This window comes from Pseudomonas helleri (assembly GCF_009600315.1).
Lineage (GTDB): Bacteria > Pseudomonadota > Gammaproteobacteria > Pseudomonadales > Pseudomonadaceae > Aquipseudomonas > Aquipseudomonas helleri_A.
On record NZ_WIWC01000024.1, the window covers coordinates 47,089 to 70,110 of the forward strand.

Sequence of the window (23,022 nt, forward strand, 5' to 3'; positions counted from 1 at the left end):
TTTTTATCGGCAGATTTAGCTATGACTGATCGTTGGCACAGTGTTGATGAAATTGCCGAACACCTCGGCGTCAGCAAGGACACCGTTTATGCATGGATCGCGAAACGCAATATGCCAGCACACAAGGTCGGCCGGTTGTGGAAGTTCCAGAAGGTTGAGGTGGATACCTGGGTCAAGGCTGGCGGAGCCAGTGACGAAACGCAGCAGGCGCGAAGTGATGGCTGAGCCCTATCGTCTTTCTTTCACCACGGGTGGCCTGTTTTTGCAGGAAGCACCGCTGGTTGTGGAGCGCTATCTAACGCTGCGTGATTGGAAGCAAACACGGGCGCAGGTGCGTGCTGAGAACCTATTGCAAGTTCGTACATCAGCTGCTGCGACACGTATCAGTAAGGAGTTGATCGCGCGTCTGGAGCTGTTGGATCCAGAGGAGCTGGAGTTCATGGTGGACGGAAGCCTGCGCGAGCAAGGCTACCTCCTGTGGGCTGCAACTTGCCGGCGCTATGCTTTCATCCGAGACTTTGCGCGCGAAGTTCTGCGCGAGCATTACCTGCTCATGCGCCGCCAACTCACGACAAGCGATTACGATGCCTTCTTCAATGCCAAAGCTTTGTGGCATGTCGAGCTGGATGAACTGGCTGCGTCCACGCAAAGCAAGTTGCGGCAAAATCTGTTCCGCATGTTGCGAGATGCCGACTTGATCAACGCGCAGCGCCAGATTCAGCCTGTGTTGATAACTCCAGCGCTGGCCCATTTACTGGTCCACCACGGTAACGAGCAATTGCTGATATTCCCGGCAACTGACCATGATATTAAAAGGTGGTTGCAATGAGCCAAAAAATCAGTCAGCAGCCGCTGGCAGCTCGCTTTGAGCACCTAGTGAACGTCATGAGCGGTCAGCGCTTCCTAGAAATGAAGGGGCTGAATAATGATCTGCCGTTCTACATCTGCGAATTCAAGGCAGCTGAAGCCTTTGAGATACAACGCATGCAGCGGCAACTGGTCAACACGCTGGCTGGTTTGCGTATCGATTGCCTGCAGGGCCGTGGTGTAAAGGTGCTAGAGGTCAGCCTATATGACCTGACAATCGATTTGCTAAAGGCACGTGAAGGTAGTGACGAAGGCATCAACTTGTGGGAGCAGATCCGAGCGGTTGAGCCTGATGTGGAAAAAGAAGCTCTGCTGGAGCTTCTGCAGGGAGTACTCGACATCAAGGAGCACCTGATCCCGGCCATTGGCGAGCGTATTGCTCAAGCTGATTACGACGTGCTGTTTCTTTCCGGTATCGGTGAAGTGTTCCCCTATATCCGCTCGCACAACGTACTCAACAATTTGCAAAGCACTGCCAAGGACAAGCCCACAGTTATGTTCTTCCCCGGTGAGTATCGGCATTCGCTGGAGCAGGGTGCGTCACTAGAGCTGTTCGGCCTGCTACACGACGACAAGTATTACCGCGCATTCAATATTTTCGAGTCTCAGGCGTAAGGAAGCAGTCAATGGAACTCAACGGCATTTTCGAAAACTCCGTCGGCCGCCCGATTGAAGGCGTCATCAAAGCCGACGACGAGACCAGTCTGTACAACGAGCTGAGCGAGTACGTCCTCACTGACGAGATCGCTAAGCGTCTGGAGCACTTCCTCGATGCCTATTCCGACTACCACCACGCCAATGGCGTCTGGGTCTCCGGATTCTTCGGCTCGGGTAAGTCGCACCTGCTGAAAATGCTCGCCCTGCTGCTGGAAAATCGCCAGGTCGACGGCAGTACGGCGCTGGATATTTTCCTTCCCAAAATCAAGGAAGATGATGAGCTGCTGCGTGCCCAGCTCAAGAAAGCCGTAGCCATTCCCTCGAAAAGCATCCTGTTTAACATCGACCAGAAGGCCGACATCATCAGCAAGACCCAGATCGACGCCTTACTCTCGGTGTTCGTCAAAGTCTTTAACGAGATGTGCGGTTACTACGGAAAACAGGGCTATATCGCCCAGTTTGAGCGCGATCTGGACAGCCGCGAACTGTTCCAGCCGTTCAAGGAAGCCTACCAGAGCATCGCCAACAAGCCCTGGGAGCGCGGTCGCGAACAGGCATTGCTGGAGTCCGGCAACATTGCCAAGACCTACGCCCAGATCACGGGTGAAGACCTGGCACTGGCCAAGGGTATCCTCGACAAATACCGCGCCCAGCACAGCGTCTCCATTGAAGACTTCGGCAACCAGGTCAAGGAATGGCTGGATAAAAAACCGGCCAACTTCCGCCTTAACTTCTTTGTCGATGAGGTGGGTCAGTACATTGCCGACAACACCAAACTCATGACCAACCTACAGACCGTGGCTGAAAGCCTGGCCACCAAGTGCCAGGGCAGGGCCTGGATCATCGTCACCGCACAGGAGGATATGGACTCCGTGATGGGTGACATGAGCAAGCAGCAAAGCAACGACTTCACCAAGATCCAGGCGCGCTTTGCCAACCGCCTCAAGCTCACCAGTGCCGACGTGGCCGAGGTGATCCAGAAGCGCCTGCTGACCAAAAACGATACCGGTGTCGACCTGCTGAAAACCGTCTACGGCCAGCAGTTCAACAATTTCAAAACCCTGTTCGACTTTACGGAGGGTGGTCAGCACTACCAGAACTTCCGTGATCTGGAGCACTTCACCTATTGCTACCCCTTCGTGCCGTATCAGTTCCCGCTGTTCCAGTCGGCCATTCGGGGCATATCCATGCACAACGGGTTTGAGGGCAAGGCCAACTCGGTGGGCGAGCGCTCCATGCTCGGTGTATTTCGCGAGGTGGCCATGGCCATCGACAACGAGCCAGTCGGACAGCTGGCGACTTTCGACCGCATGTTTGAAGGAATTCGAGGCGCACTGAAAAGCGGTATCCAAAGCGCCATCAACAATGCCGAGCGGCACCTTGGCGATGCATACGCGGTGCGCGTACTCAAGGCCCTGTTCCTGGTCAAGTACGTCAAGGAGTTCAAGGCCACTCTGCGCAACCTCAATGTGCTGATGCTGGAGCGTTTTGGTGAAGACATGCCCGCGCAGCGCAAAAAGCTGGAAGCGGCGCTCAATCTGCTTGAGCAGCAAACCTATATCCAGCGCAATGGCGAACTCTACGAGTACCTGACCGACGAAGAAAAGGACATCGAGGAAGAGATCAAGAATACCGAGATTGAATCTGCCTATGTCATCAAGGAGCTGGAGACCCTGCTGTTCGACGGCGTGATCAAGCAGCGCAAGATTCGCTATGAAAACGGCCAGGACTACGCCTACACCCGCAAGATGGATGACCGCTCGCTCAGCCGTGAGTCTGAATTGGCCATCCACATCGTTACACCATTGAGCGACAACTTCGACAACCTCACCGTGCAGCGAATGCAGAGCATGGGGCGTGATGAATTGCGTGTAGTGCTGCCTGCCGATGCCCGCTTTATGCAGGATCTCACCCTGCACAAACGCACCGAGATATACATCCGCCAGAACAGTAGTACCCAGCAGGAAGCGGTTAAACGTATCATCGATGCCAAGGGCTTCCAGAACACCGAGCGTCTGGCCGATTTGCAGGATCGTTCCAAGGAGCTGCTTGGTAAAGCACACTTGATAATTAACGCCGCCGACGTGGAGGCTACCAGCTCAGACGGCCAGGCTCGCATTCTCAAGGGTTTCTATCTGCTGATCGAAACGACCTACCCGAACCTGCGCATGCTGCGCGATGTCCCGTACAGTGAAAACGACATCGGGAAACACCTGCGCCAGGCCCAGGATGGCTTGCTGGGTAACGATGTCACCAGCCTGACCGAACCGGAACAGGAGCTATTGGCTTATATCCAGAGCAACGCCCGCAGCGGTGTGCGCACCACGGTCAAAACGTTGCTGGAGCGCTTTGAACGTAAAAACTACGGTTGGTATTACGCCGCTATTCTTTGCAACCTCGCCTTGCTTTGCGCCCGAAGCAAGGTAGAAGTGCGGCAAGACAGTAACCCGCTAGAAGGCGACAACCTGGAGCGCAGCCTGCGCAACACCAATGCCCACAGCAGTCTGGTATTGGAGCCGCAAATCGAGTTCAGCGCTTCCCAGGTTCGCCATCTCAAAGAGTTCTTTGCCGACTTTTTTGACCGGCCAGCAAGCAGCAACGAAGCCCGTTCCCTGGCACTTGAAACTATCGACGCAATTAAAGAGCTAGAGATCGATCTGGCTGACCTGCACGGACAAAAAGCCCTTTATGGGTTTCTTAGTGTGCTGGATGGCGTGATGGCTACCCTCAAAGAAGTCGCCAGCAAAAACGTTAGCTGGTTTCTCACCGATTTGTCCCGAGCCTCCGATGCCATGCTTGACAGCAAGGAGCAGATCATTGAACCACTGCGCCGCTTTATGGGTAGCCCGCAAAAAGCTATTTACGACCAGATTCGCCAGCTGGTGCAGGAACAGGAAGACAATTTCGCCTATGTAGACATAGGTGAGGTCGAAGCCATCAAGACGTTACTCACCGAAAGTAAGCCCTGGCAGGGCAACCGCCTACAACAGGCCAAGCCGCAGCTGGAGGGCCTGCAACAAGCGATCGCTAATCAGCTATCTAGCGAAAAAGCCACTGCAGTCAGTCGGCTCGCCGAACTGGAGCTGCGGCTGCAAGGTAGTGACGAGTACAGCAGCCTTAAGCCCGAGCAGCAGGTTCAGCTTGCAGCACCTTTTGTTGAAGCTCAGCAATCAATACATGGGCAGAAACGCATTGCCATGATCCGTGATCAATTACGTGCTTTTGAGGAAAATCAATACGCACAGTTGCTACTCAGATTGGAGCGAATGGCGCGTCCGCAACCAATGCCGGCTCCCGTGCCGCCAGTGCAGGCACCGGGTAAATCGAGTATCGGCAGCCCACCAGCTCCAGTCGAGCATCCACCCAAAATTGCTGAACCGCGTCTGGTGCCAGCACGTACTATCAAAGTGGGCTACAGCAAACCTTGGCTGGCCAGTGAGGCCGAGCTGGATGACTATCTGCAGCAGCAGCGCGAAGCCTGGCTGAAAGAAATTCAGGCCGGCAACCGCGTGCAGATCTAAAACGGACAAGCGCCTCGATCATTTGCGTGGTGTTACGCAAATGATCGAACGGGCCCATAGAAAGAGAAAAATGATGGATACCAGCAAGCTCAAGAAATTTGCCCAATACGCCCGTCGAACTTTGCTGGAGCAGGTGAAAGGCAAATTAAATGTGGTACTAGCGCTGCACAGTGCCGCACGACGTGAGCGCCCCCAGGTTGTGGCTGAACTGGAAAAGCTGATCAACAGCTCCGGTCGAGAGCATGTGGAAGAGCGTGTTGCCTACATCTGGTTCAACCGTTTCTGCGCATTGCGCCTTATGGACGTGAACCGTTATACCCGGATCGGCGTGGTGTCACCGGCTGAGGGCCAGTTCCAGCCCGAGATCCTGGCCGAATCCAAGATGGGACACATCGACGAAGAGATGGTGTCGGCTCAGGTTCGTCAGAAGGTCCTAGATCTACTAGCAGGTCGCGCACCAAGCAATGACTCGCAAGGCGAAGCCTACCGCCTGCTGCTGGTTGCAGTGTGTAATGGCTGGCACGAGTCCATGCCCTTTCTGTTTGAGCGCATCGACGATTACACCGAGCTACTGATGCCGGATGATTTGCTCTCGGGGAATTCCATCCTTGCCTACACGCGTGAGGCCATGACACCAGACGCCTGCAAGGATGTCGAGGTGATCGGCTGGCTTTACCAGTTCTACATCTCCGAGAAGAAAGACGCGGTGTTTGAGGGGTTGAAGAATAATCAGAAGATCACCCCAGAAAACATCCCGGCTGCGACTCAGCTGTTTACCCCGCACTGGATCGTGCGCTACCTAGTAGATAACTCTCTTGGCCGCCTCTGGCTACTCAACCGTCCCGGCTCTCAGCTGGCAGAGCAGATGGAGTACTACATACCGCCTGAGAAGCCAGAAACTGACTTCCTCAAGATTAACGGCCCCGAGGAGATCAAGGTGTGTGACCCGGCGTGCGGCTCCGGCCACATGCTTACCTACGCCTTCGATCTGCTCTATGCCATGTACGAAGAAGAGGGTTATGACCCGGCTGAGATTCCGGAAAAGATCCTCACCCACAATCTTTTTGGCATCGAATTGGATGAGCGCGCAGGAGAGCTTGCTGCTTTTGCGCTCACCATGAAGGCCCGCTCTCGCCAGCGTCGTTTCTTTAATAAGCGCGTCAAACCCAACATCTGCGTGCTGGACAAGGTGAGTCTTAGTCCTGAAGAGCTGGACGAATACATGACCGCAGTGGGCCGTGACCTGTTTACCCACGGGCTTCATGAAACGCTGCAGCAGTTCAGCGAGGCCGATAACTTTGGCTCGCTGATCGTGCCCAAGGTAGCCAACGTGGTCGATGTGCTGGCTACGCTGGAGAGCAAGGACATGAGCAGTAACCTGTTCCTTGCCGAGACGCATAAAAAAGTACTGAGTGTCCTGCGCATGGCTGAAGTCTTGAGTCCTCGCTACGCTGTGGTTGTGGCCAACCCGCCTTACATGGGTGGTAAGGGCATGAATCTGCGCTTGAGCACTTGGGCCAAAGAGAATTTCCCCAGTAGCAAATCCGACCTGTTTGCGATGTTCATCGAGCGCAATCTAAATCTGGCGGTGAAGGGCGGGGCTGTTGCCATGATCACAATGCAAAGCTGGATGTTCCTTTCCTCATTCGAAGCTTTGCGTAGCCGCATCCTCAATCAGCGCACCATTCTGTCTATGGCGCATCTGGGGGCGCGAGCTTTCGATAGCATCGGCGGTGAGGTAGTTTCGACCACCGCATTTGTGCTGGAAAACGCTCACAGGCCGGATTACCGCGGGGCCTACATGCGGCTGGTCGGCGGTAGCTCAGAGGCTGAAAAGATGGAGATGCTGGCCGAGGCTATCGCACAGGGCAAGGCAGTATGATCAGTAGCCTCCAGCTTAAGAATTTCGTTGCTTTCACTGATCTGGCTATTGAGTTCTCACCGGGCATCAACATCATCATTGGTGAAAACGGTACGGGCAAAACTCAGCTGCTCAAGGCCATCCTTGCCCTATGTGGGCCAGAGGTTCGTGCAGAACAGCCGGGGGAGCAGCTAGCCAGCAAACTCTGCCGTCTTTACCAGCCGCTTAGTGGGAGGGTTGGGGAGTTGCGCCGCAATGGCTCTCGTGGAGAAGCAGTGTTGCGTGCAGAGTTTGCACAGGGGCAGCAGCTCACAGTGCGTTTCAACGGTAGTGCCTCTGCCGTAAAAATTCCCAAGGTGCTAGGCCCTGCTATCGCACCGGCTACATTCCTTCCCACCAAGGAGGTGCTTTCCCTCGTGCGCGGTCTCACCGCCGAACAACCTGACTTCGCCACCATCGAACGGATCTTCGATGATGGCTATTTAGACCTGGCAAATCAGCTAACGAGAGAAGGCACAGAAGACCTCGGCAGCAAGGTACGGCTCAACCCGCGCTTTGCCAGCATTGTCCCGCGATTAGCCAATTTGATCGGGGGACAATACCTCTTAGTCAAGGGGCGCTTTGTCTTTCAGCCAGGACAATATCAAGAAAACAAGGCACCTACGCGCACCAGTGAAGCCAACAATGCTCTGATGTATCAAGACAGTACCGAATGGAGGTTCATTCCTGCTAGCAAGAAGTGCCTGTCCAGCACTATGACTGCCGAAGGTTTCCGTAAGATCGGCGTGCTGCAGCGCTTGCTCAGCAACGGCTGCCTCAACCCCGGTGCGTCCGGCCCGCTGTTGTGGGACGAGCCCGAATCCAACCTCAACCCCAAGCTGATGAAGGATCTCGTACTCGCCCTGCTGGAGCTCGCTCGCAACGGCCAGCAAGTCATCCTCGCCACTCACGACTATGTGCTACTCAAGTGGTTCGATCTGCTGCTGGATAAGAAGGGCAAGGGCGATCAGGTGCGTTTCCATGTGCTGTCGCGTGAGGCGGAAACGGGGCAGGTACTCCTAGACACCATGGACGACTACCGAGCCATTGAACCGAATGCAATCGCTGAAACATTCAACGAACTGACGAAAGAGCAAGTGGCCCGCAAGATGGGGGGCTTGGGCAAATGAAGTTGCGCGAACGCGATCTGGAGATCGACTTCACAGATGCGATTGATGCAATCGTCTTCGATCAGATGAACAGAAAAAAACCGGGCTATCACGGCATCGGAGAAATGCATCGCGTCGATTTTGTTGTGGAGCTAGAAGAGGCGGTTCTCTTCGTTGAGGTTAAAGACCCCGGTAACCCTAAGGCGCAGGCTGAGGGGCTAGAAAAATTTTATGGGGAGCTTGCGGACGGAACGCTGGGCGACACCTTTGCCGCGAAGTTCATCGATACCTTCCTGTATCGATGGGCTGAGGAACTTTTGCACAAGCCCGTGCATTACATCAGCTTAGTCACATTCGAAGATAGCGAGCTACTGCCCAACTTCTCTGACGAGATCGCAAGAAAGTTACCCCCAATGGGGAAAGTCATGCCTCGCTGGAAACGGCAGTTGGTGGAGAACTGCCAGGTTTTCAACATTGACCTGTGGAATGACAGCTTCCCGAAATGGCCCGCGACTCGTATCGCGCCACCGGAAAAAGCCTAGCGCAAAGGGAAAGGTGAGTAGCTATGACGATCAACACGCTCAAGACTCGGGATGACTATGTACCGCTGCAGTTCAAAGCAGACGGCGAAACATTCAGGCTGCAGACAGGTTCAGAGGCCTCTTGGTTGAGCGGCGAAGTCTTCGGCCACAAGGAGCTCCGCAGCCGCATTGAGCCTTGGCTGACGTCATTGTTCCAGTCGGAGCACCTTTCGTTGCTGGCCGGCTCAGGCCTAACCCATGCTGTGCATTATTTGGCCGCCGGAAAAGGTGCTGCCGGTATGGGCGTTTTGACGCTGAGTAACCACCAGGCCGAAATTAGTCAAGCCGCAGCGAAAGCCGCGGAAGCGGCAGGGCGCAAGAAAGGCAACCTGGAAGATCAGCTACGCGTAGCCAACGAATTGCTACGTGGCTTGGATATTCTGCAGATGAGCAGTGAGGCCGAAGCCCTCCGTAACGAGCTTCAAACCGGCATGCAGGGTTTTGCTCAGTCAATTCTGAGCAGTGAAGCGGGTATTGCAACCGCAGATGAGGGCAAGCGCGAGCAGGCCTTCAACACCCTGGTCACTTTCCTGATGAGCTTTGCCAGTCGCACCGGGGTACGTGACCGGCTGAACATCTTCACCACCAACTATGACCGGCTGATCGAGGCTGGGGCGGAGCTGGCTGGGCTGCATCTGCTAGATAGGTTCCTGGGTAACCTCATGCCGATCTTCCGCTCCTCACGGCTGGATCTGGACATGCACTACAACCCTCCTGGTATACGTGGCGAGCCGCGCTATCTGGAAGGAGTGGCGCGTTACACCAAGCTGCACGGCTCGGTGGACTGGGTGCAAACGAGCAAGGACATCCGTCGCATCGGTCTGCCGTTTGGGGCGGAGAGTGTAGAGCCTTATTTGCAGGCACCGGGCCTCGGCGGAGCCACCGCCCATCAGCTGATGATCTATCCCAACGCGGCCAAGGACAGAGAGACCGCTGACTACCCTTACGTGGAGCTGTTCCGTGATCTGGCGGCTGCTGTGTGTCGTCCCAACAGCACGCTGGTGACCTACGGCTACAGCTTTGGCGACGAACATATCAACCGCGTGATCCGAGACATGCTCACCATCCCCTCGACGCATCTGGTCGTGATCTCATATGACGATTCACTTGGTCGCATCATGCAGACCTATGAGGAGCTGGGCCGGCCATCGCAGATCAGCCTGCTGATCGGGCCCGTACTGGCTGACCTGACCACATTGACCGAGAACTACCTGCCCAAAGCCGCCATCGACAAGTCCACCTTCCGCATGAGCGAACTGCTCAAGCAGCGTTGGGGCGCTCAGCAGTCTGATGGGTATAAAGAGCAGACTGCGCAGTTCACTGGGGAGCAGCCGGAATGAGTCTGTCGCCCCTGGCGTATGCCGACTCCCTGCGTATCGGCACCATCGACTTCGTCTCTCCCGACGAAATCAAGGTGTTGATCGACATCGAGGCCCCCGACGGCGTGGCGCTCAATACGGGTACGCCGCGTCCTTTCCCACGCATTAACGGTTATGTGCTGATTCCTAGCGATGAGGGGCATCTGGTTGCTCAAGTCGAGTGGATTACCATCGAGCGCTCGCAATACCCAAAGCGCAAGGGCATGCAGGACTTTGGCCTGGTGGACTTACCCTATCCCCTGCGCAAGATGAGTCTTAACCCATTGGGCTGCTTGATGTATGAAGGCTGTGGGACAGACGGCAAAGAGATCTACCGTTTCCGGCGTGGTGTCGAGAGCTATCCCACCGTTGGCGATGCGGTGCTGCTGCCTACGCAAAGCCAGTTGCGCGCGATTGTCGAATCCGGCGACAACCGCCGCGTGAGGATTGGAGTCAGCCCGCTTGCCGCCAATGCTGAAGTAAAGATCGACCCCGACCGCCTGTTCGGGCGACATCTGGCGGTGTTGGGTAATACGGGTAGCGGTAAATCTTGTTCGGTCGCAGGGCTGATTCGCTGGTCCATGGACGAGGCCCGCAAAGCACGCGCCGGAGAAGACCCGAATGCCCGCTTTATCGTGCTCGATCCCAACGGCGAGTACGCGAACACCTTCTGTGACATGAGCAAGGTGCGTGTGTACGCCGTCGAGCCCAGCGAGGGGGTGGAGCAACTGCAGATACCCCTGTGGTTCTGGAACAGCGCTGAGTGGAGTGCGTTTACTCAAGCGAGCGCCAAGGCCCAACGACCGACCTTGGTGCAGGCGTTGAGATCCGTTCGTGAAGGAGTGCTTGCCGGCGCAGCAACACCAAGCCATGAGATGCGCCGCTACCTGCGTACGCTTGTGACAGCTATCCAAGTCGAAAGAAACTCTGGCAATCCTTGGAAGGGGGCAGGCCAAGCACGAGGCTTCCGTGATCGCTTGATCAAGTGGAAAGAGGGCCTGACGGATGAAGCTGGCTTTAGCTCAGCAGAAAGCACGGTGCTTGGTGAGCTGACCCAGCACATCACTCAGCTTCTGAGTACTCATCAAGGTGAGTGGCCTGCAGTCTTCAGCCGGGAAGAAGTTGGCGCATTACTTGAAAAAATGAGCCAGTCCCATTCTGCGTTTGGCGGCAGCGACACTGACATCCTGCCCATCGATGCCGATGTGCCGCGCCAATTCACGGGTGACCAACTGCTGAGAAGCCTCGAAGCCACAGCTGAGCTGCTTGGGGTATCCGAGTACGTCGAGACCATGCAGATGCGCATCCGCACCATCCTGTCGGACAGTCGCATGAAGGTTGTTTCGGGCGATGCAACGGATCTCACACTGGATGACTGGTTGCGCAACTACATAGGCGATAACCAAGCCTCCAATGGTACTGTCACCGTCATCGACCTCTCGCTGGTGCCCGCTGAAGTGGTGCACATCATCACGGCCGTGATTGCCCGCATGACGCTGGAGGCCTTACAGCGCTACCGTAAGCGGCACCATGGTAAGACTTTGCCTACCGTGTTGGTGATGGAAGAGGCCCACACCTTCATCAAGCGCTACAAGGACGACGCGGAAAATCAGAATTCGGCCGCTATCTGCTGCCAGGTGTTCGAAAAAATTGCCCGCGAAGGGCGCAAGTTCGGGCTGGGGCTGGTGCTGTCCTCGCAACGTCCGAGCGAACTGTCACCCACAGTACTTTCCCAGTGCAACAGCTACCTACTACACCGGATCAGCAATGACCGTGACCAGGAACTGGTACACAAGCTGGTGCCCGACAACCTACGCGGCTTGCTTCGCGACTTGCCCTCGCTGCCCTCTCGCCACGCAATCTTGCTCGGCTGGGCGTCGGAGCTGCCGGTCCTGGTTCAGATGAATGCGCTGCCCGAGTCGCATCGGCCGAAATCGGACGATCCGGATTTCTGGGCGGTGTGGTCTGGTAAGGACAGCAAAGACCAGCCGGTCGAGCGTACGGTGGATTGGAAAACGATTGCGGATGACTGGCAGCAAATCAGTGCTCCGGCGCAAGAACAAGATTTGGAGAAGCACGATGAGTAAAAACCAAGCAAGCACGGCTGGGGAAGGTATAGATAAGTATTTTTTTCGGGCGTCTGCAGAAGATTTCAAGAAAATACCTGGGAGCCCAATTGCTTACTGGCTAAGTAAGAGGGTGCTAAGTGCGTTTTCGGCCTACAAGTTACTAGGTGACCAGGTCCCGGTCAGAGGAGGGATGACAACAGCCAATAACGAGCGCTTTGTTCGGTACTGGCATGAAGTTGATTTTCAATCATTTCACCATCCTGAAAAAAATAATGGGGACTGGTGTCCCTACAACAAAGGTGGTGAGTATAGGAAATGGTATGGAAATCGTCTTTGGGTTGTTTTTTGGGGTAAACATGGAGAAGAAATTAAGAGCACGGGGCGAGCATCAGTAAGGTCGGAAGAGTTCTATCGAGACGAAATGATTGGTTGGACAGATATCACAAGCTACTCACAGCTAGGTGTCCGATATTACGGAAATGGCTTTCTCTTTGATGCTAGCGGACCGTCTGTCTTTCCAACAATGGAGAATAAGTTTCAACCTCTACTTGGGTATCTCGGGAGCAAAATATCGTCTTTGATTCTGAGTGCAATCAATCCGACCTTACATGTCCAGGCAGGAAATATATCTTCTCTACCTTGGATTGATCTTGACTCAGAAACGTATGACGCAGAAAAAAATTGCGTATCTTCACTGGTGAAGCATGCAAAAAAAGATTGGAACTCCTATGAGATTTCGTGGGATTTCACCAACCTGCCGCTATTACATTCCGACTACCGCCACCCCACACTGAAGGCAAGTTATCAGGATCTGCGTACCCACTGGCGTGAGATGACGCAAGAAATGCTACGTCTGGAAGAGGAGAATAACCACATCTTTATCGACGCCTACGGTCTTAAAGATGAGCTGGATGAGGATGTCGATCTCAGTGAAATCACGCTCACTTGCAATCCGCACTACCGTTACGGCGGTGACAAGAGCGAAGAGGAGCTGGAGGCGATGCTGCTGGCCGATACCATGCGAGAGCTGGTGTCTTATGCCGTGGGCTGTATGTTTGGTCGCTACAGCATGGACAAACCGGGGCTGATCCTGTCCAGCCAAGGCGAGACTCTAGCGGACTATCTACGGCAAGTGCCGCAGCCTAGCTTCCCGGCCGATGACGACAACGTGATCCCACTGCTCGATGGCGACTGGTTCCCGGACGACATCACTCTGCGTTTCCGTCAGTTTCTGCGCGTGGCCTTTGGCGATGCGTATTATGAGGACAACCTGGCTTTTATCGAACAGGGGCTTAACGTCAAGGGGAAGCGCAACTATGGCCTGCGCGACTACTTCCTGGGCGAGTTCTATACCGACCATGTGAAACGCTACAAGAAGCGCCCTATCTATTGGCTGTTCAGCAGCCCGAAGGGTACGTTCAATGCACTGGTTTATTTGCATCGCTACCGTCCGGATACCGTCAGTGTGGTGCTCAACTACCTGCGCGATTTCAGTAAAAAGCTCGCCTCGCGTCTTGATTATCTGCAACAGGTGGCCATCAGTCCCTCCGCCAGCCAGGGGGACAAGACCAAGGCCAACAAGGAAGCTGAGACCATCAAGAAGCAACTGCTGGAGCTAGACGATTACGAGCGCGACACGCTCTATCCGCTGGCAACCAAGCAAAAGTCTCTGGATCTCGACGCTGGCGTTAAGGCCAATTACCTCGAACTGGGTGCCGCACTGAAGAAGATCCCAGGGTTGGAAGCCAAGGGTGAGGACTGATCCTTCTATGAGCAATACCAAGATCACCCAGGCACTAACGAATCTATTTGACAAGCAGCGCATCGTCTTCTGGTATGACACGCGCTTGGAGTTTCGCGCCGATTTCGAGACGCTGGAGCTGCCGGACGTCGAGAAGATCGAGCTAGCTAACAATGAATTTGGCGTGAAACACCGTTTGTTGCGCGAGCAGCCAGAGCAGAAATTTCTGCTCTACCGCGAAGGTGCAGAGCCCGCTCATCTGGATAACTGGCTGCTGGATGTGCAACTGGCCAGTGGTAATTGCTTCCGTACCGATCAGGTCGCTTTGTGGCTGGCAGAACTTGAGCTGGGGCCGGATTGCTATCCGTTGCTGGAAGCGCATGTGGCGTTTTTCGAATCTGCCAAACGCCGCGATGCGCTCAGTAAATTGCTGGAGCCAGGTGATTCGCAAAACCTGCTGCAACGCAAGATGCTCGCCGTGTGTGCCGGTAACGAGCCACGCCTGGATGTGATTCTGGAAAACCTGCTTAGTGATCTGGCTGCAGGTAAAGATGTGCGGCTCAAACTGATCGACAGCAGCTGCTTGAATACCTATCTGTGGGAGCAGGTGAAGCGCGCCTATGGTTATAGCTCCGAACGGCCAGGGCTACACGATTTCGTTATTGAGCTGTTTAAGGCGTGCTTCATGCTGGGCATCGATCCTGCGTACAAGGCGAAGTTGTCCGCCGAGGCATTGGTGTTTCTGAAACGCTGGAAGGACAGCCGCTCCCATGAGCAGAGCTTCGAGATACTGTCTGAACAGTGCGCGGCGGTGCTGCAGATCGATGACAAACTGCAAACTCTGGACTGGCGTAGCCTGCTGGAACTGGATTATTTCGAGCTGATTGACCGCAAGATACTTAGTGAGCTGGTACGTGCCGTGGTGGCCCGGACAGTGACTGCGCAGGAAGTGGAGCAGTGGGTGCGTCAGCGCCGTCAGAGCCACTGGTTTGAGCGTTTCAAGGATGTATATCTGGCGCTGGAGCATGCGGCGCAGTTCATCCAGACGCTGGATATCACCCAGCTGGAAATAGAATCGCTCACCGATGGCGTGCAAAAGTACGCCAGCCAGTGGTTCCGGATGGATCAGCGTTACCGCAAGTTTGTCTATCACCTGCGCGAGTCCGGCCAGGCTTCGCTGTTGGGTGAGTTGGCCATGCAGGTCGAGAATCTGTACGGCAATAACTACCTGAGCCGACTTAACGACCGCTGGCAGCAGCACGTGGATGCAGCGCAGCAGTGGGAAGCCGCGCCAGTAGTGCTGCAGCGTAATTTCTTCGGCCGCTATGTGAAGCCTTTTCTAGACCGTAAAACCAAGGTGTGCGTGCTGATTTCCGATGCATTCCGTTATGAAGTAGGTGAGGAGCTGCAAAGCCTAATTCGCCAGGAGGATCGCTTCGAGGCTGAGCTGGAGCCGATGCTGTCGATGCTGCCGAGCTACACCCAGCTGGGTATGGCAGCGTTACTGCCGAATAGCCGCTTGCAACTGGCCGACAACGACAGTGGCGATGCCCTGGTGGATGGCCAGAGCGCTCAAGGCTCGATCAATCGGGGCAAGATTCTGGCGGCCACGGTGCCGGCATCCCAGGTGGTATTGGCCAAGGATCTGCTGGCGATGAATCAGGCCGATTCTCGTGCGTTGCTGCGCGACAATGAGGTGGTTTACGTCTATCACAACCTGATCGATAAAACCGGTGACACCCGTGACACCGAGGAGCGAGTATTTGCGGCGGCTGAGGAAACCCTCAGTGAGCTGATCCGTCTGGTGAAGAAGCTAACCAACGCCAATGCCAGTAACCTGCTGATCACTGCCGATCATGGTTTTATCTACCAAAACCATCCGCTGCAGGAGAGCGATTTCCTCAGCCGTGAACCGGAGGGCGACGAGGTTCTTTATCGCGACCGGCGTTTTGTGCTGGGCCGTGGTTTGCGCGAGGGGGCCAGCTTTAAAAGCTTTAGCCCTGTGCAGCTTGGGCTGGCGGGTACGTTGACGGTGCAGATTCCCAAGTCCATTAACCGTCTGCGGCTTAAGGGGTCCGGCAGCCGCTTCGTGCACGGTGGCGCTACCTTGCAAGAGGTGGTGATTCCGGTCATCCGCATTAACAAGAAGCGGCAGAGTGATGTAGGCCGGGTGGAGGTCGAGTTCATTGGTGGCGGTGGCAAGACCATCACCACTGGGCAGTTGGCCGTGGTGCTCTATCAAACCGAGGCTGTGACAGAGAAATTGCAGTCGCGCCGGCTACGTGCAGGCCTGTTCACCTTGGACGGTGAGCTGGTGTCTGACCAGCATGAGTTGCTTTTCGACTTCGGCTCCGGCAATCCGCGTGAACGTGAGTTGCCGGTACGCTTCATCCTCAGCCGCAAGGCCGATGCGGCGAATAATCAGCAGGTGGAATTGCTCCTCGAAGAGGCCGTGGAAGGCACTTCACACTTCACTCGATATAAGGCTGCGCGATACACCATCCGCCGCTCATTCAGCAGTGAATTCGATTTTTAAACAGGAGCTTCAATGAGTCAGCTCGACGACAAGATCAATCAGTACTTTGCCGGCCTGGTGGTGCGCAAAGACCTGGTCAAGGCGGTGAAGGGCAACGCTATTGTGCCGTCGTATGTGCTGGAGTACTTGCTCGGCCAGTACTGCGCGACCAATGACGAGGCGACGATCCAGACCGGTATCGAGACGGTCAAGGAGATCCTGCGTAAGCACTATGTCCATCGAAACGAAGCGGGGCTGGTGCGCTCGACCATCAAGGAAAAGGGTAGGCACAAGGTCATCGACCGCATTAGCGTCTCATTGAACGACAAGGACGACGTCTACGAGGCTGAGTTCGCCAACCTGGGCATCAAGAAGGTCTTGATTGACTCCAGCACCGTCAAGGCTCACCAAAAACTGCTGGTAGGCGGTGTTTGGTGTATCGCAGACGTGGAGTATGAATACACAGAGGACAAGTCTGCTTCGCCGTGGATTTTGGCTTCGCTAAAGCCGATTCAGATTTCCCGCTTTGATTTCGACGGCTATCTGGAGGCACGTAAGCAGTTCACCACTGAAGAGTGGATTGACCTGCTGATCCAGAGCGTCGGGTTCAATCCGCAGATGTTCGGCAAGCGCAATAAGCTCGCGCAGCTTATCCGCCTGATTCCTTTCTGTGAGCGCAATTACAACCTGATCGAACTGGGGCCGAAGGGTACCGGCAAGTCGCACGTTTATTCCGAGTTCTCGCCCCACGGCATTCTTATCTCCGGTGGCGAAGTTACGATTCCCAAGCTGTTCGTCCATAACGGCACGGGTAAGCTCGGCCTGGTGGGTTACTGGGATGTAGTGGCTTTCGATGAGTTCGCTGGCAAGCAAAAGCGAGTGGACAAGGCGCTGGTGGACATCATGAAGAACTACATGGCCAACAAGTCGTTCTCGCGGGGAGTGGAAACCTTGGGAGCAGAGGCCAGCATGGTGTTTGTGGGTAATACCGATCACACCGTGCCGTACATGCTTAAGCACACGGACCTGTTCGACCCGCTGCCGGAAAAGTTCCACGATTCAGCCTTTCTCGATCGCATTCACAGCTACATCCCCGGTTGGGAAGTGGATGTCATCCGTGGCGAGATGTTCTCCAGTGGTTACGGCTTCGTGGTGGACTACCTGGCCGAGATCCTGCGCTCGCTTCGTAGTCATGACTACTCAGATCGCTACAAGGGACAGTTCACGCTATCCGACGATATTTCGACGCGCGACCGCGATGGCATCAACAAAACTTTTTCTGGTTTGATGAAGATCCTGTACCCGCATGGCGAGGCGACAGACCCCGAAGTGGAAGACGTATTGCGCACAGCAATTGAAGGGCGCAAGCGGGTGAAGGATCAGTTGCTACGCATTGACGCGACTTACCCGCCAGTACGCTTTGCTTACCTAGGACCTGACGGCCAAGAGCGCCTGGTACGCACACTTGAGGAGGATGAGTATCCCAATCAGTACCATCGTCGGGCCGCGACTGAAGTTTCTACTGCAGACTTACCCCAGGCTGGCGGTGTGTCGCATACCGAGACAGCTCCAGCTACGCAAGCGCTAGTGCTACCCCCGAGCAATGCTGTGCCTGTTGAGCCGGGGCTGAAAGAGCAGCATTTGGTCTTCCACGAAAATCAGCGTGGACTGAGTTTTGACAAATTGTTCAGTCCCTATCTGGTAGGTGCCAAGCGCATCATCATTACAGACCCTTATCTTCGTATGTTCCACCAGCTGCGCAACTTGATGGAACTAATGGAGACTATCAGCAAGCTGCAAGGTCCAGAAGATGAGGTGGTTGTTCATGTGGTGACTGTTGAAGATGATTCCAATGGTGATCGCCAGACCGAAAGCCTGCAGAAGATCGCTGATGCTTGTACCGGTGTTGGCATCCAGTTCAGTTGGGCCTACGACACCAGCGGCACCAAGCATGACCGAGACATCACAACAGACACGGGTTGGAAGATAGTACTTGGCCGTGGCTTGGATGTTTTTCAGCGCTTTGAGCTGAATGATGCCTTCAGCTTTGCGAATCGGCTCCAGCAGCACCGGCAGTGCAAAGAATTCAGTGTGACCTTTGTGCGGGTTGGTCCGGCAGCTTGTTCGTAGGTTTACGGCTATTAGGCAGAGGCACTCTGATTGGTGTTCGCGGCACGACTAAAGAAAAAAGCTAGGCCTACTTCGGGCGTCCTTAGGTGTGGGGAAGCCATAATTTCGGCTGCAGCGGGAGCTGAGTACAACCGTTGGATCACGACAAAAAATAAGTGAGGGAGTTACCCTGTCGATGACCGCCCTAACATCAGCCGAGGGCAGTCTATCGGGCGGTATGAGCCTAGGCGTTATAGGTAACCTCGTTCAGCCAATGATACGCAGCCTTCGTGGCCCACAACGATATGATCCAGCGTCTGGGTGCCAATCATGTTGAGAGCGTTCTTGAGGGTGGTGGTCAGCGTGCGATCAGCCTGGCTGGGTTCGGGATCTCCAGAAGGATGGTTATGCACCAGTATCACGGCTGCTGCGTTGTGCTCCAGGGCGATCTTGACCACTTCCCTTGGGTACACGCTGGCCCCATCCAGCGTGCCGCGAAACAGCTCCTGAAATCCGATCACCCGGTGCTTGGTGTCGAGCAGCAGCAAAGCAAAGACTTCGTGCTCATGGTACTGCAGCAGTGTTTGCAGGTGGCTGAAGACCTGCTTCGGTTCAGTCAGTGCTTGGCCTTTAGACAGGCGACTCATTGCCAGTTGTTGAGCCATTCGCAAGATGTCGGCCTCGGTGACAGGGGATTCCATTACATAGGTGCCGGATGCCTCTCCAGCCCGGAGTTTGTGATATTTCATGTCGGTATTCCTGTACGAATGAGGGAGCTTACGGGGAAGGTTGAAAACGTCGTTACTGGGCCGAAGGCCTGCTGTGGTGCCGCGTGGCTTGCGACTCCAGCTTTTGGGTGAGTGAGGGTTTCGCAGGCGCTGCCAATTGGGCTTGGTGCTCTACAGAGCTGGGCTGATCTTCCAGGGCGGGAAAGAACTCCTCGACGACGGCACAGGTGTCCTCCTCGCTGTCCTCAAAGGCTCCATTGTTAAAGCCCTGCTGGGCAGCATGATCCAAGGCGCGCTGGTCAAAACCGGAGGTTTGCCGGGCTTCATCGAGCTGCTTGGCTTCCAGCAAAGCGTCTTCTAAGCTCAGCCCGCTGCGCACTGTGATGTCCACGTAGAAGATCGGCGTGCCATGGCTCTGCCGAGTGGATTTGCCACGCAGACGCAGCTCCAGCGGTAGACAGGCCAGACGGTCTCCGGAGATGGCTTGCAGGTAATGCAGACGCGCTGCCAGGGTGCGGATGCTGTTAAAGCCGGTGGTACGAAAGACAAAGCTGCCCAGTGGATCGTCATCGCCAATCAGCACGTTCAGCCGGCCGTAAGGCTTGCAGGCATTGCCTTGAGCCAGTGAACAGCCATCGGGTGAAGGGCAGGGCAACGATTGCATGCCGTCCTTGGTCAAACGCTTGCAGGTCTCACCATTGCCGACACACAAAGGCCTGCCAGTGTTTCTGTCGAACAAGCTGTAGTCAGCGCGAAAGTTCAGGTCCGGCTGGTTGAACAGCAGCCGAATCGGAATGCTGCGCAGCTTGCCGTCTTGGCCATTGCGCAGTTCTTCATTAAGGGGATGCAGCAACCAGCCGTCGCGGCTCTGAACCTGCGAAGTAATGGTGAACTGATCATCTTTTTCCGGCAGACGTTTGCCGTTTTTCTCGACGACCTTGCCGATGGAAATGCGCCCGAGCACGGGCGGGGTGATAGCCAGACCTTTGAGCATGGGAGTTCTCCTGCATCTGAAATAAAAACGCCACCGAGACCGCGCAAACGGCCAGGGTGGCGTTGGAGAGAAAGGGCATGGGAATAAGGGAGGAGCGAACAAACGTTCAAGCCAGCAGAAAACGCCGACTGCCGGTTTTGGTGGTCGAGTAGCGCACTTGCAGATAGGGCTTTTCTTTCAGCAGACGGGGGATATCCAGGGCCACGCTGTCTTTGGCTTTCTTCCACGTAATGCAACCGGTGGCGAAGGTCGCCCGACTGGCATCGCCCATGGCCTGTTGCAACATTTGCTTGAGCTGAGCTTCCTGCTTCTCCTGCAAAGCAATCGATTCGCGCACGCTCTGCAGTGCGGTAAATGTCGTACAGAGCAGCATGTCCTGGCTGAAGTCCACGCTCTGTCCACTGTCCTGTGGATACAGGCAGCGCAACGCTTGCTCCGCCGAGGCAGATCCGTCTGCCGGTGGCGGGGTATCACTGACCACGTAATCCCAGAACAGTCGCTCCAAGTCGACCAGCCGAGCAATCAGTGAGTCGTCGCGTTCAATGCGATGGATCTCCAGGTGCTGACCACCGAGCAGTACCGCCACATCAGCAGCCTGCTTGCCAGTGACGGCGAGCTGGTGCATGACTTGCAACTGCACATACTCGGGCACACCTTCTTTCCAGAGGCGTGCGCCGTTTATGCCGGCGGTTTTGCATTCGAGGATCTGTACGTCTGACGCACCGATTACTTCTCGGTCGATGTTGGCCAGCATCCAGGGCAGTTTGGGATCAGGATGCTGCAGCACCGCATTGACCCGTCGCACCCGGTGACCACTGCGCCGGGTGTAATGGGTTGCGACAATCGGCTCCAGGATATTGCCCCAATAAGCTGGGCTTTCTTCATCCTGTGGATCGAGCTTGGGCAGTGCGGTGTCACGGCCGGTTTTCTCCAGCCACAGCTCCAGCTGGGATTTATACGGGTTAAGTCCGACGGCAGCGGCGGCATCCGAACTGCCGATGCCTTGCTTACGCACGGCCAGCCAATCCTCTCTGGGCAGTTGTTTAGTCCCCACCAGGCGTAAGGCAGGGCGGGGTTTGCTGCTGGGTTGTTGCAGAGTTTGTGTGCCCATGATGTTTTCCTGTGCGGCATAAAAAACGCCCGGCCAGCAGAAGCTGACCAGGCGCTTTAATGGTTGAGTTAGTGAGTGGAGCTAGGCGGCGAGTTGCAATGCGGCTTGCAGGGCGCGTTGTTTGATGACGGCTCCTTGGCCAAACCAGGCCGAGTCCATGCGGTATTCAGTACTACGGGCACGCCGCTCATGATCAACGTACTCGGTCACCGCATTGAGCAAGCCCCAGGCGGTTCCTTGAGCTGACTCCAGTGTGGCGCCACGTCCCTGACCTTCATAAAGGCTCTGCACCTTGCGCAGCGCCCGCTCGTTAGGAAGTACTGCTGGTAGTGGACTGTTGGGGCTGGCATCACACAGTACGTTCATGAAAAACCCCAAGGCCTCATGCCATTGAACCTTGCGCTCTGACAGCATTCGCATTCTGTGCATGAAGTCGTCCCATTGCGAGACGGCGATACCTAACTGCTTCTTCACCACTTGCGGGTTAAAGCGGGTGTTGTGCGGCACCTTAATAGCCCGGGTGGTGCCATCCAGTGCGATGGTCAAGGTGTTATTGCAGACCACCCGTACCGTGGTGGGCGTAGCGGTAGTGGCCAGTGTCCCATCACAGGACGTCGCCAATAGCAGGTAGCCATTGACCTGATCGTTGCCCTTCAAAGCAGTGGCTTGGCCAGTGCGGGCCAATGCCCAGAACTTGCGGCCACCCTTCAGCACGCCAGCGGTTTCCAGCTCGTAGCCGGAGACTTCGGTCAGATCCCGATAGAACTCCAGGACTTCACGCGGTTGAACAATTTGGTAGCGGTTGGACACGACCGAGAGTGGTGCTTTGGTATCTGAGCGGTACAGCACTTTTTGTTCCGGGAACGAGTGGATGGTGCCCAGTGGGCCGATGCTGTCGGCCTTGAAGTGAACATGGCTTTCTTTAATCTGCCAGTCCATGCCTGCTTCGCGCTGCCAGACTTCGAGCGGTTGTTGGGGCGACAGGCGACTGCCCAGACCATGCCAGGGAGTGGCGCCAACGTAAGCCATTTGTTCAACGAGGTGAGCCATGGGTTTAATTCCTTGCAAATGAATGGAGAAGAGCGTCGTTGTCATCAACCTACGACGCCACTTTTAAATTGGCCTATTGGTTAACGCTGAAGCTGTAACCGCAATGCAAACACTGATAGTTGTGCAGAACTTTTGTATCGATCTGTTCACCCAGGGTGGCACCGGTGATTCCACCAGCCACTCCACCAAGCAGTCCACCGAGTAGTGCCCCCGCAATACTGCCTATTGCGATCCCGACTGGCCCACCAACCACGCCCAATACTGCGCCGACTTCTGCGCCCGATAGCGCTCCGGCAGCCCCGCTGGCGGCACCACCTGCAGCACCAATCAAGCCACCTGCTTGTTTACCGATGTTTTTCGTAACGACTCTTCCTGAGTGACAACTTGGGCAAAGGGTATACATAAAAATTCCTCTAAAATGTCGAGCGTGTTAAGCGAATTGCAGGCACGCCAAATCCCCGACAGCATCGATACCGTAGGGTGTTCATGGGAGTAATATAGATCTGAGATTTTTTTGATTAATCTCGTATCTCATCGTTACCTACGGCAAAGACGTAAAAGAAACAGTACTTTGAAGCCTTGCAGCGACATGGGTGCGGCAGTGCTGTAAGTTTTTACAGGTCTGCGATATGAAGGGCGGCCGCGAAAACTGAGTGCAACACCTGACCTTTCCGGTACGGTGCTGCCCCTATGTCCTATTCCGAACTCAGCG

The 23,022-nt window shown here is 55.3% G+C and carries 17 protein-coding genes; 12 read left to right on the forward strand and 5 right to left on the reverse strand.

Going from position 1 to position 23,022, the window contains the following annotated elements; translation table 11 throughout:
• The first annotated feature begins 21 nt into the window (after nucleotides 1–21).
• From GHN86_RS14960 to brxL, 12 genes are all read left to right on the forward strand, one after another.
• On the forward strand, nucleotides 22–225 hold the full coding sequence (locus tag GHN86_RS14960) for a helix-turn-helix domain-containing protein (protein WP_153386814.1): 204 nt from the start codon (nucleotides 22–24) through the stop codon (nucleotides 223–225).
• A complete protein-coding gene (locus tag GHN86_RS14965; protein WP_153386816.1) occupies nucleotides 218–829 on the forward strand; it encodes a DUF1819 family protein in 612 nt (203 codons plus the stop codon). Before GHN86_RS14960 ends, GHN86_RS14965 begins: the two co-directional genes overlap by 8 nt.
• Nucleotides 826–1,482 (forward strand): DUF1788 domain-containing protein, encoded by a 657-nt coding sequence (locus tag GHN86_RS14970; protein ID WP_153386818.1) that lies wholly within the window; start codon nucleotides 826–828, stop codon nucleotides 1,480–1,482. Before GHN86_RS14965 ends, GHN86_RS14970 begins: the two co-directional genes overlap by 4 nt.
• 11 nt (nucleotides 1,483–1,493) lie before the next feature.
• Nucleotides 1,494–5,045, forward strand: a complete 3,552-nt coding sequence (gene brxC / locus GHN86_RS14975; RefSeq protein ID WP_153386820.1) for a BREX system P-loop protein BrxC — start codon at nucleotides 1,494–1,496, stop codon at nucleotides 5,043–5,045.
• Nucleotides 5,046–5,118: 73 nt separating this feature from the next.
• The gene (gene pglX, locus GHN86_RS14980; protein WP_153386822.1) at nucleotides 5,119–6,927 is read left to right on the forward strand and encodes a BREX-1 system adenine-specific DNA-methyltransferase PglX; all 1,809 of its coding nucleotides are present in this window, start codon (nucleotides 5,119–5,121) and stop codon (nucleotides 6,925–6,927) included.
• The gene (locus GHN86_RS14985) at nucleotides 6,924–8,075 is read left to right on the forward strand and encodes an AAA family ATPase (protein ID WP_153386824.1); all 1,152 of its coding nucleotides are present in this window, start codon (nucleotides 6,924–6,926) and stop codon (nucleotides 8,073–8,075) included. Before pglX (GHN86_RS14980) ends, GHN86_RS14985 begins: the two co-directional genes overlap by 4 nt.
• Complete coding sequence (locus tag GHN86_RS14990) at nucleotides 8,072–8,596, forward strand: hypothetical protein (RefSeq protein WP_153386826.1); 525 nt, start codon at nucleotides 8,072–8,074, stop codon at nucleotides 8,594–8,596. The genes GHN86_RS14985 and GHN86_RS14990 overlap by 4 nt, the downstream gene beginning before the upstream one ends.
• Before the next feature lie 23 nt (nucleotides 8,597–8,619).
• Nucleotides 8,620–9,975, forward strand: coding sequence for an SIR2 family protein (locus GHN86_RS14995; RefSeq protein WP_153386828.1), 1,356 nt, complete (start codon nucleotides 8,620–8,622; stop codon nucleotides 9,973–9,975).
• Nucleotides 9,972–12,080, forward strand: coding sequence for an ATP-binding protein (locus GHN86_RS15000; RefSeq protein ID WP_153386830.1), 2,109 nt, complete (start codon nucleotides 9,972–9,974; stop codon nucleotides 12,078–12,080). Before GHN86_RS14995 ends, GHN86_RS15000 begins: the two co-directional genes overlap by 4 nt.
• Nucleotides 12,073–13,824 carry a BREX-1 system adenine-specific DNA-methyltransferase PglX gene (pglX, locus tag GHN86_RS15005; RefSeq protein ID WP_267129139.1) on the forward strand — a complete coding sequence of 584 codons (1,752 nt, stop codon included), beginning with the start codon at nucleotides 12,073–12,075 and terminating at the stop codon, nucleotides 13,822–13,824. Before GHN86_RS15000 ends, pglX (GHN86_RS15005) begins: the two co-directional genes overlap by 8 nt.
• A 7-nt stretch (nucleotides 13,825–13,831) precedes the next feature.
• Nucleotides 13,832–16,339 carry a BREX-1 system phosphatase PglZ type A gene (gene pglZ, locus GHN86_RS15010; protein WP_153386834.1) on the forward strand — a complete coding sequence of 836 codons (2,508 nt, stop codon included), beginning with the start codon at nucleotides 13,832–13,834 and terminating at the stop codon, nucleotides 16,337–16,339.
• Between the two features lie 12 nt (nucleotides 16,340–16,351).
• Nucleotides 16,352–18,448 (forward strand): BREX system Lon protease-like protein BrxL, encoded by a 2,097-nt coding sequence (brxL, locus tag GHN86_RS15015; RefSeq protein ID WP_153386836.1) that lies wholly within the window; start codon nucleotides 16,352–16,354, stop codon nucleotides 18,446–18,448.
• Between the two features lie 230 nt (nucleotides 18,449–18,678).
• Here the strand turns inward: brxL and radC are convergent, their stop codons facing one another.
• The 5 genes from radC to GHN86_RS15040 form a co-directional block, all read right to left on the reverse strand.
• Nucleotides 18,679–19,176, reverse strand: a complete 498-nt coding sequence (gene radC / locus GHN86_RS15020; RefSeq protein ID WP_153386838.1) for a RadC family protein — start codon at nucleotides 19,174–19,176, stop codon at nucleotides 18,679–18,681.
• Nucleotides 19,177–19,228: 52 nt separating this feature from the next.
• On the reverse strand, nucleotides 19,229–20,149 hold the full coding sequence (locus GHN86_RS15025; protein ID WP_153386853.1) for a hydrolase or metal-binding protein: 921 nt from the start codon (nucleotides 20,147–20,149) through the stop codon (nucleotides 19,229–19,231).
• A gap of 106 nt (nucleotides 20,150–20,255) precedes the next feature.
• Entirely contained in the window at nucleotides 20,256–21,260 is a 1,005-nt protein-coding gene (locus GHN86_RS15030) for a YqaJ viral recombinase family protein (RefSeq protein WP_153386855.1), read from the reverse strand.
• 81 nt (nucleotides 21,261–21,341) lie between these two features.
• Nucleotides 21,342–22,310: a DUF932 domain-containing protein gene (locus GHN86_RS15035; RefSeq protein WP_153386857.1), complete on the reverse strand. Its 969-nt coding sequence runs from the start codon at nucleotides 22,308–22,310 to the stop codon at nucleotides 21,342–21,344.
• Nucleotides 22,311–22,383: 73 nt separating this feature from the next.
• Nucleotides 22,384–22,713 (reverse strand): hypothetical protein, encoded by a 330-nt coding sequence (locus tag GHN86_RS15040; RefSeq protein ID WP_153386859.1) that lies wholly within the window; start codon nucleotides 22,711–22,713, stop codon nucleotides 22,384–22,386.
• Nucleotides 22,714–23,022: the final 309 nt, after the last annotated feature.